The 8,976-nt window shown below is 70.7% G+C and carries 9 protein-coding genes; 6 read left to right on the forward strand and 3 right to left on the reverse strand.

Going from position 1 to position 8,976, the window contains the following annotated elements:
- Positions 1–12: 12 nt before the first annotated feature.
- Both Q0W60_RS07500 and Q0W60_RS07505 read right to left on the reverse strand, forming a co-directional pair.
- Complete coding sequence (locus Q0W60_RS07500) at positions 13–1,170, reverse strand: MFS transporter (protein ID WP_297694143.1); 1,158 nt, start codon at positions 1,168–1,170, stop codon at positions 13–15.
- 49 nt (positions 1,171–1,219) lie between these two features.
- Complete coding sequence (locus Q0W60_RS07505; protein ID WP_297694145.1) at positions 1,220–2,023, reverse strand: hypothetical protein; 804 nt, start codon at positions 2,021–2,023, stop codon at positions 1,220–1,222.
- Between the two features lie 128 nt (positions 2,024–2,151).
- Between Q0W60_RS07505 and Q0W60_RS07510 the strand changes: the two genes are divergently transcribed.
- Genes Q0W60_RS07510 through Q0W60_RS07520 form a run of 3 tightly spaced genes read left to right on the forward strand, consistent with a single transcriptional unit; the run spans position 2,152 to position 5,212 of the window.
- Complete coding sequence (locus Q0W60_RS07510; protein ID WP_297694147.1) at positions 2,152–3,426, forward strand: aminotransferase class III-fold pyridoxal phosphate-dependent enzyme; 1,275 nt, start codon at positions 2,152–2,154, stop codon at positions 3,424–3,426.
- On the forward strand, positions 3,426–4,850 hold the full coding sequence (locus Q0W60_RS07515) for an amidase family protein (protein ID WP_297694149.1): 1,425 nt from the start codon (positions 3,426–3,428) through the stop codon (positions 4,848–4,850). Before Q0W60_RS07510 ends, Q0W60_RS07515 begins: the two co-directional genes overlap by 1 nt.
- A complete protein-coding gene (locus Q0W60_RS07520) occupies positions 4,817–5,212 on the forward strand; it encodes a DUF423 domain-containing protein (RefSeq protein WP_366075276.1) in 396 nt (131 codons plus the stop codon). Before Q0W60_RS07515 ends, Q0W60_RS07520 begins: the two co-directional genes overlap by 34 nt.
- Here Q0W60_RS07520 and Q0W60_RS07525 read toward each other — a convergent pair.
- Entirely contained in the window at positions 5,209–6,423 is a 1,215-nt protein-coding gene (locus Q0W60_RS07525) for a multidrug effflux MFS transporter (protein WP_297694151.1), read from the reverse strand. The two genes, Q0W60_RS07520 and Q0W60_RS07525, sit on opposite strands and share 4 nt — an antisense overlap.
- An 80-nt stretch (positions 6,424–6,503) precedes the next feature.
- Between Q0W60_RS07525 and Q0W60_RS07530 the strand changes: the two genes are divergently transcribed.
- The 3 genes from Q0W60_RS07530 to Q0W60_RS07540 are packed head-to-tail and all read left to right on the forward strand — an operon-like array spanning position 6,504 to position 8,877.
- A complete protein-coding gene (locus Q0W60_RS07530; protein WP_297694153.1) occupies positions 6,504–7,478 on the forward strand; it encodes an alpha/beta hydrolase in 975 nt (324 codons plus the stop codon).
- A 10-nt stretch (positions 7,479–7,488) separates the two neighbouring features.
- The gene (pip, locus tag Q0W60_RS07535) at positions 7,489–8,478 is read left to right on the forward strand and encodes a prolyl aminopeptidase (protein ID WP_297694155.1); all 990 of its coding nucleotides are present in this window, start codon (positions 7,489–7,491) and stop codon (positions 8,476–8,478) included.
- 15 nt (positions 8,479–8,493) lie between these two features.
- Complete coding sequence (locus Q0W60_RS07540) at positions 8,494–8,877, forward strand: nuclear transport factor 2 family protein (RefSeq protein ID WP_297694157.1); 384 nt, start codon at positions 8,494–8,496, stop codon at positions 8,875–8,877.
- The last annotated feature ends 99 nt before the right edge of the window (positions 8,878–8,976 follow it).

The raw sequence follows: 8,976 nt of genomic DNA on the forward strand, positions 1-8,976 counted from the left end.
GGCGGACCGAACTCAATCCAGCCGCGGGATCCCGTAGAGGCGCAGCGCGCCGATGAGGCCCGCGACCGACATGGCCGACATCAGCAGATAGCCCTCGGCGCCGTAGCGGTCGAACAGCCAGCCCGAGGCGATGGTGGCCAGCCCCGAGATCAGGCCGCCGGAGAGCGCGGAGTTGACCGCCTGGGCGGCCGAGGCGTTGCGCGGCGAGGAAAGCCGCTGGGCAAGCTCCAGCGACGCCAGGAACGTCGCCGCATAGGACAGCGCATGCAGCCCCTGCAGCGGGAACACCAGCCACAGCGGCGGCGCGAAGGCGTAGGCCGTCCAGCGCACGATGGCCGCGGCGGCGCCAAGCACCAGCAGCCTGCGCGGGCCCAGGCGGCGGCGCCACGGCTCCAGCCGCCACATGAAGACGATCTCGACCACCACGCCGGTAGCCCACAGGACGCCGGTCAGGCTCTCCGGAATGCCCTGCTGCTTCCAGGCGAGCGTCGAGAAGCCGTAGTAGAAGGCGTGCGCCGACTGGATCAGGCCGGCCGACAGGGTCGCCGTCAAGAAGGCGGGATCGCGCAACAGCTCGCCCACTCCCGCCATGCGCTCGGGGAGGCCGGCGACGTGGCCCTCGTCATGGACAGGATCCGCCGGGAGCAGCAGGCGGGCGCATAGCGCAGTGAGGGCCACGGCGGCCACCATCCAGACCAGCACGATCTCCGGCGAACCCTTGGTGATCAGCCAGCCCACGGCGAGGTTGCCGACGATGAAGGCGGCCGACCCAATCGCGCGCGTGGCGCCGAAGTTGAAGCCGTCCTGCGCGGCGCGCTTCAACGTGATCACGTCGGCGAGCGGGCTCAGTGTCGAATACATCGAGGAGGCGGCGAACCACACCACCGCCCAGCCCGCAAACCCGAGCGGCAGCGCCATCAGCGCATAGAGGGCCGTCACACCCGCCGCCATCACCACCAGCGCGGTGCGCCGCAGCCGGAAGCTGTCGGCCCAGACCGCCAGCAGCGGCGCGGTGAAGGCTCGGGCGATCATCGGCAGGGAAAGGATCAGCCCGATGCGCGCGCCGGAGAGCCCGTGATGGGCGAACCACACGGGCAGATAGGGCGAGCTCGCGCCGGTCCCGATGAAGATCGCGCCGTAGAACAGGCCCAGGCGCAGCGGCAGCCTCATGGCGGCGGCTTAGCAGGATTCCGAGGCGAAGCGGCCGCCCGGCGGCCTTCTAGTCGCCGCCGCCAGCGGCTTCGGCCTGGGAGGTCGCGGGGTGGACGCCGGGGCGTTGCGGTATGACGAGGATGAGGACGACGATGAGCACCGCGATGACCAGCGAGGCGATCGGGCGGCTGAGCGCCAGGCCGCCTTCGGCATGCGGCTTGTCGAGGAAGTCGCCGACCGTCGCGCCGAGCGGCCGGGTCAGGATGAACGCGGCCCAGAACAGCGCCACGCGCGAGATCGACGTGAAGAAGTAGGCGAGCGCCACCACCACCAGCGCGGCGCCGAACACCAGGGCGCCGCCCAGGAAGCCCAGGCCGGTGTCGTCGGCCATCCAGTCGCCGAGGGCGGTGCCGAGGGTCTGGGAAAGGGTGATCGTGGCCCAGTAGAAGGCCTCCACGCGCGGGGTGTTGACCGTGTTCACGGAGACCGTGCCCTCGGCCCAGTACCAGAGCCCGAGGGCCGCCAGGACCGCGGCCAGCAACACCGAGGCGCCCCCGGCGTAACCGATGCCGAGCGAGCGGTCGGCGAAGTCCGCCATGGTCGTGCCGGCGGTCGTCGAGGCGACGATCGTCGCCCAGTAGAGCGCCGGATGGAACCTGCGGGCCGAGATTTGCAGCACGACCAAGCCGACGAGCAGCGTGAGGAACAGGGCCGTCCCGGCGAGGTAGCCCCAGTTCAGCGTCATGGTGACGGTGTCGCCGCCCGTCTCGCCGAGCGTGGTGGCGAGGATCTTGATCACCCAGAAGCCAAGGGTGACCGCCGGCACCTTGCTCAGCACGTCCGCCCCCGTCGATCTCGCCGTGGTGCTCAAGAGAGGACTCCTTGCGCGGGCTGCCTTGCCATAACGCGATGCGCCGGGTTCGAGCCACCGTCGCGGCGACGCTCCCTATACAGTGCGGCGCATCGGGCTAATGTCCCACAGCGATCAGGAGACGGCCCATGACCCGAGCCAACAGCCGCGACCGGCAGCTCAGAGACCGCGCCGATGCGGTGATCCCCGGCGGGATGTACGGCCACCAGGCGACCGCTCTGCTGCCCGAAGACTATCCGCAGTTCTTCGAGAAGGGCGAAGGCGCGCACATCTGGGACGTCGACGGTGCGCGCTATCTCGACTTCATGTGCGCCTACGGGCCGAACCTGTTCGGCTACGCCAACCCGCAGGTGGACGCGGCCTACGTCCGCCAGCTGGGCCTCGGCGACACCCTGACCGGCCCGACCGCGCTGATGGTCGAGATGGCCGAGGCGATGGTCGCGATGGTCAGCCACGCCGACTGGGCGATGTTCTGCAAGAACGGCACCGACGCGACCTCCATGGCGCTGACGGTGGCCCGGGCGCACACGCGCAGGAAGACCGTCATCCGGGCCAAGGGCGCCTACCACGGCGCGGCGGCCTGGTGCACGCCGAGGCCGGCCGGGGTCATCGAGACCGATCGCGCGCACCAGCTGTTCTGCGACTACAACGACGTGGGCTCGCTGGAGTCCGCGGCCGCGCAGGCCGGTGAGGACCTCGCCTGCATCTTCGCAGCGCCCTTCAAGCACGACGCCTTCATCGACCAGGCCGAGCCCGATCTGGCCTACGCCAGGAAGGCGCGGGAGATATGCGACCGCACCGGGGCGCTCCTGGTGGTCGACGACGTGCGCGCGGGCCTGCGGCTGGCCCGCGACTGCTCCTGGAGCCGGATCGGCGTGCAGCCGGACCTCTCGACCTGGGGCAAGTGCATCGCCAACGGCCACCCCATCTCGGCGCTCCTGGGCTCGGACAAGGCCCGCAAGGCCGCCAGCGCGATCTTCGTCACCGGCTCCTTCTGGTATCAGGCCGCGCCGATGGCCGCGGGGCTGGAGACGCTGCGGCTGGTGCGCGAGACCGACTATCTGGAGCGGATCACGGCGCTGGGCGAACGGCTGCGCGACGGCCTCGCGGAACGCGCCAAGGCGGCGGGCTTCGCTCTGCGCCAGACCGGTCCCGTGACCATGCCGCTGTTCCTGTTCGAAGACGATCCGGACCTGCGCAAGGGGTTCTGCTTCTCCTCGGCGATGCTCGATCGCGGCGTCTATGTGCACCCCTGGCACAACATGTTCTTCTGCGCCGCCATGACCGAGGCGGACATCGACGCCGCCCTCGACGCCGCCGAGGGCGCGTTCGGCGTGCTGAAGCGCGAGGCGGCCAGCCTGGGGCCGGTGGAGAAGCTCGCCTTCCTGGCCGGAGCCCACTGATGGACGATTACGCCGAGTACGACGGCCTCGGACTGGCCGAGCTGGTCGCCGAGAAGCAGGTCACCCCCGCCGAGCTGGTCGAGGCGGCGATCGAGCGCGCCGAGCGGCTGAACCCGACGCTCAACGCCATCGTCTACAAGGGCTACGAGGACGCGCGGCGTTGGGCCAGGGGCGAGCTGCCGGACGGACCGTTCCGCGGCGTGCCGTTCCTGATCAAGGATCTCGGCATGCCGGTCGCCGGCTGGCCGCGGACCTCGGGCTCGAAGTTCGCCCGCGACGTGGTCGACACCGACGACGGCGGCCTGACCCGCCGCTACCGCGCGGCCGGCGTGGTCCCGATCGGCAAGAGCAACACCCCGGAGTACGGCATCACCGGCACGACGGAGAGCGCCCTCCTGGGTCCTTGCCGCAATCCTTGGAACCCCGACCACATCGCCGGCGGCTCGTCGGGAGGGTCGGCGTCGGCGGTTGCGGCCGGCATCGTGCCGCTGGCGCACGCCTCGGACGGCCTGGGCTCGATCCGCATCCCGGCCGCGTGCTGCGGGCTGGTGGGGCTGAAGGTCACCCGCGACCGCAACCCGAACATGCCGGACGGTTACGACTATGCGCTCGGCAACGTGGTCGACCACGTGGTCACGCGCACGGTGCGCGACTCCGCCGCCATGCTCGACGCCACGGGCTATCCGGAGCCGGGCTCGCCCTATCCGCCACCGCCCAAGGCGCGCCCCTACATCGAGGAGGTGCGGGCCTCGCCGGGCAGGCTGCGCATCGCCTGGTCGTGCGAGACGCCTTCGGGGCGGCCGATCGAGCCGGAGATCCAGGCGGCGCTGGAACGCACGGCGGCGCTGCTCAAGGGTCTGGGCCACGAGGTGATCGAGCGCGGCCTGGGGATCGACTACCGCGGCCTCTACGCCTCGCGCGGACCGGCCGCCGCGGCCAACTTCGCGGCGGGCATGGCGCGGCTGATCGAGACGGTGGGCCGCGAACCGGAGGACGATGAGCTCGAGCCGCTCACCTGGGCGAGCCTCAAGGCGGGTCGCCGGCAGACCGGCGCGGACGTCATGCGCTCGCTGCAGGAGACGCGCATGCTGAACCGCAGGACGCTGGCCGCCTTCGAGGACATCGACGTCTACCTGTCGCCTGTGCTGGGCGCGCCGGTCCCGCAGATCGGCTTCATCGATCCGGTGAGGCTGGAGCCCCGGGAAGTGAACCGGCGGCAGGGGCGCACCTTCCCGTTCACGCCGCCGTTCAACTTCTCGGGCCAGCCCTCGATGTCCCTGCCGCTGGAGCAGGACGCCAGCGGTCTGCCGATCGGGCTGATGTTCACGGCCAAGTACGCCGACGAGGCGACCCTGTTCCGGCTGGCCGCGCAGCTCGAGAAGGAAGCGCCGTGGAAGGACCGGCGGCCGAAGGTCTGGGGCTGATGCGCCTATGGCTGGTGCTGGCGGCGCTCGGCGGCTTCGCCAGCGTCGCGGCGGGCGCGTTCGCCGCGCACGGCATCAGCGACGCGCGCTCGCAGGAGCTGCTCAGGACCGGTTCGATCTATGGCTTCGTCCACGTCCTGGCGGTGTTCGCCGCCGCGGCGCTGGTCCAGATGGGCGCGACCCGGGCAGGCCTTGCGGCGCCGTTCTTCCTGGCCGGCGTCGTCGTGTTCTCGGGCTCCCTCTACGCCTTGGCCTTCGGCGCGCCGCGCTGGTTGGGCGCGATCACGCCAATCGGCGGCCTGAGCTTTCTGGCCGGCTGGGCTGTCCTCGCCTGGGCCGCGTGGGGGCTCGCGCCGCGCTAGACCCGAGCCGGACGCGGCTGCTTGAGCGCCAGAGTGTGCAGCGCGAGCGCCGAGCCGGCGAGCGCCACGAGCATGATCAGCGCCATGGGCGCTGGCGTGCCGTCGTGCAGCGCCCCGGCCAGGCTGGACGACAGCGCGCCGGTGGCGAAGGAAAGGCCGCCCAACAGCGCCGAGATGGCGCCCGCGCGGCGGGGATCGATGTTGAGCGCGCCGGCCATGGTGTTGCCCTGCAGGAAGCCGTAGCTCGCCAGCACGCAGAACAGCAGCGGCAGCACGCTGAACCGCTCACCGAGACCGGTGATGGCCGCCATCGCCAGCAGCGCCGCGACCCCGAGGGTGATCAGGCTCGCCCGCGCCAGCACCTCGTCCGGCGTGGCGCGGCGCAGCAGCCAGCGGTTCACCTGATTGGCGACGATGATGCCCGCCGCGTTGAAGCCGAACACCCACCCGAACGACTGGGGCGAGATCCGGTAGGTCTGGATGAGCAGCTCCGGGGAGCTCGAGATGTACGTGAAGAGGGTGGCGCCGTTCAGGGCGCCGGCCAGGGCGTAGCCCACCAGCCGCGGATCGCGCAGCAGGGCGACATAGGTCCGCAAGGGGTGCTCCGAGCGGGCATGGGCCGCGGTCTCGTCGGAGCGGCTCTCCCGCATGCGCCAGATCACGCCCACCCCCAGCAGCACGCCGTAGGCCGCCATGAACCAGAAGTTCAGCCGCCACCCGCCGAGACCCAGCAGGGCGCCCCCCAACAGCGGCGCGAGGATCGGGGCCAGGCCCATGATCAGCATCAGCAGCGAGAGCATCCGCGCGGTCTCGACATGGTCGAAGCGGTCGCGGACCACCGCGCGGGCGACGACCGCGCCGGAACAGGCGCCCAGCGCCTGCAGGAACCGGCCGCCGATCAAGAGGCCGGGCGAGGCGGCGAGCGCGCAAAGCGCCGATGTGACGATGAACACGCCGATGCCGACCAGGATCGGCGGCTTGCGGCCCAGCCGGTCCGACGCCGGGCCGTAGAGGAACTGGCCCATGGCCATGCCCGCCAGGAACGCCGCGACCGTGCCCTGGGTCTGGCCCGAGCTGGCCTTCAGGTCCGCCGCGATCGCCGGCAGGCTCGGCAGGTACATGTCGATCGAAAGCGGACCGAGCGCGGTCATCGAGCCCAGCAGGACCACGAGGCCCCAGGGCGTGCGGCTCGTCTGCGGCGTCGCGCTCATCGGGCCTTCATAGCGGTTTCGGCGTTTCGGCGGCGACGGTTTTCCGGCAAAGCTCTGTGGCCAGGCGCCGGAGCTTGCCTATGCCTACGACCGAGATGCCGCCCGTCCAGCGGGCGAAGGTGAACGGGATCGAGCTGGCCTACTACGAGGCGGGACCGAGACAGGGCGTCCCCGTCGTCCTCTGCCATGGCTTCCCGGAGCTCGCCTTCTCGTGGCGGCATCAGATCAGGGCGCTGGCCGATGCGGGCCGATGGGTGATCGCCCCCGACCAGCGCGGCTATGGCGGCTCGTCGCGACCCGAGCCGGTGACGGACTACGACATGGCGCATCTGACGGGCGATCTGGCGAGTCTGCTCGACCACCTGGGCGCGGAGACCGCGATCTTCTGCGGCCACGACTGGGGCGGGATCGTGGTCTGGCAGATGCCGCTCATGCACCGCGACCGCACCGCCGGCGTGATCGGCCTCAACACGCCATTCCTGCCGCGCAGCCCGGCCGACCCGATCGCGATCATGCGCAACCGCTTCGGTCCCGACATGTACATCGTGTGGTTCCAGACGCCCGGGGATGCGGACCGGACGCTGGGCGCCGACGTGGGCCGGACGATGCGCTTCTTCATGCGCAGGCCGCGCGTGCTGCAGGCCGCCGCGGCGCCCCCGGAGGGCGGCCCGACATTCGCGTTCAAGGATCTGCTCGGCCAGTGGGACGGGACCTACGAGCCCGACGCGTTCCTCTCGGAGGACGAGCTCGCGGTGTTTGTCGACACGTTCCGGCGGACCGGCTTCACCGGCGGGATCAATTGGTACCGCAACTTCACGCGGAACTGGGAGTGCTCGGAGGGGCTTGCGCAAAGGATCGACGACCTCCCCTGCCTGATGATCACCGCCGAGAACGACGCCGTGCTGACGCCGGCCATGGCCGAGCCGATGCCGATGCTGATCGGCGACCTGGAGATGCACATGATCCAGGGCAGCGGTCACTGGACGCAGCAGGAGAAGCCGGCCGAGGTGAACAGGCTGATCCTGGACTGGCTGGACCGGCGGTTCCCGAAGTAGATTGGCCCAAATGGAACGCAACACCCCCGCGCCCGCCGTCTCCGCCACGACGCACCGGCGCGGCCTGTTCGCCGACAACGAGCCCTTCGTCTCCGGCTGGCTTCCGAGCAGCGGGGCGCACGAGATCTACTACGAGGAGTGCGGCCGGCCCGACGGCAAGCCCTGCGTGATCCTGCACGGCGGCCCGGGCGGGGCGATCAACCCCACGATGCGGCGCTTCTTCGATCCGCTGAAGTGGCGCATGACGCTGTTCGATCAGCGGGGCTGCGGCAAGAGCCGACCCAACGCCTCCCTGCAGGACAACACCACCTGGACGCTGATCGAGGACATCGAGCGCCTGCGGGTGCACCTTGGCGTCGAGAAGTGGTGCGTGTTCGGCGGTTCGTGGGGCTCGACCCTGGCGCTCGCCTACGCCATCACCCATCCCGAGCGGGTGGACAGCCTGGTGCTGCGCGGCGTCTTCCTGCTGACCGAGAAGGAGCTCAGCTGGTTCTACCAGGACGGCGCCTCGATGCTCTTCCCCGACGCCTGGGAGCGGTTCTGCGCGCCGATCCCGGAGGCCGAGCGCGGCGACATGATGGCCGCCTATCACAAGCGGCTCACCCATCCCGACCGGCGGGTGCAGGCCGAGGCGGCGGCCGCCTGGAGCCAGTGGGAGGGCGACACCATCTCGATCCGCGGCCCGGAAGCCCGGCCCTCGAAGTTCAACGAGATCGACTTCGCGATCGCGTTCGCGCGCATCGAGTGCCACTTCTTCGTCAACCGCGGCTTCTTCCCGGCGAACTGGGTGCTCGACAACGCTCATCGGATTCGCGGCATTCCCGGCTGGATCGTGCAGGGCCGCTTCGACGTGGTGACTCCGATGGACGCCGCCTGGCGGCTGCGGAAGGCCTGGCCCGAATCGCGTTTCGAGGTGGTCTGGGACGCGGGTCACGCCTCCACGGAGCCCGGCATCGTCGACGCCCTCGTGCGGGCCACCGACCAGGCCTTCGCCCTCTAGTGCGGAGCCCGACGGGTGAGCCGCGCCCAGATCGTCCGCAACTACCTGAAGGCCATCGAGCAGCGGAAGGACGTCGCCGCCTTCTATGCGCCCGACATGGTGCAGGAGGAATTCCCCAACCTGCTCAGCCCGGCCGGCGCCCGTCGTGAGATCACCGAGCTGAAGGCGGCGGCGACGCGCGGCCGCAACGTCATGAAATCGGAGAGCTACGAGATCGTCTCGCTGATCGAGGCCGACGACGTCGTGGCGGTGGAGATCGTCTGGCGCGGCGTGCTGGGCGTCGCACTGCGGTCGCTGAAGCCGGGCGATGAGATGCGCGCCCGCTTCGCGGCGTTCTTCGAGTTCGAGGGCGACAAGATCCGCCGCCAGCGCAACTACGACTGCTTCGAGCCCTTCTGAAGCGGGGCCTTGCGGCGGATCGGGACGCGCCACGCGCGGCTGATGGCGCGGATCGATGCGCTCGCGGACGAGATCGCGCGGCGGCCCTGCGGCTAGAGC

It is taken from the genome of Phenylobacterium sp. (genome assembly GCF_025934275.1).
GTDB lineage: Bacteria > Pseudomonadota > Alphaproteobacteria > Caulobacterales > Caulobacteraceae > Phenylobacterium.

Bases quoted from the DNA above. Each gene is read 5' to 3' on its own strand.
- Q0W60_RS07530 (WP_297694153.1), top strand. From the start codon at position 6,504: ATGCCTACGACCGAGATGCCGCCCGTCCAGCGGGCGAAGGTGAACGGG.
- pip (WP_297694155.1), top strand. From the start codon at position 7,489: ATGGAACGCAACACCCCCGCGCCCGCCGTCTCCGCCACGACGCACCGG.
- Q0W60_RS07525 (WP_297694151.1), bottom strand. From the start codon at position 6,423: ATGAGCGCGACGCCGCAGACGAGCCGCACGCCCTGGGGCCTCGTGGTC.
- Q0W60_RS07515 (WP_297694149.1), top strand. From the start codon at position 3,426: ATGGACGATTACGCCGAGTACGACGGCCTCGGACTGGCCGAGCTGGTC.
- Q0W60_RS07510 (WP_297694147.1), top strand. From the start codon at position 2,152: ATGACCCGAGCCAACAGCCGCGACCGGCAGCTCAGAGACCGCGCCGAT.
- Q0W60_RS07500 (WP_297694143.1), bottom strand. From the start codon at position 1,170: ATGAGGCTGCCGCTGCGCCTGGGCCTGTTCTACGGCGCGATCTTCATC.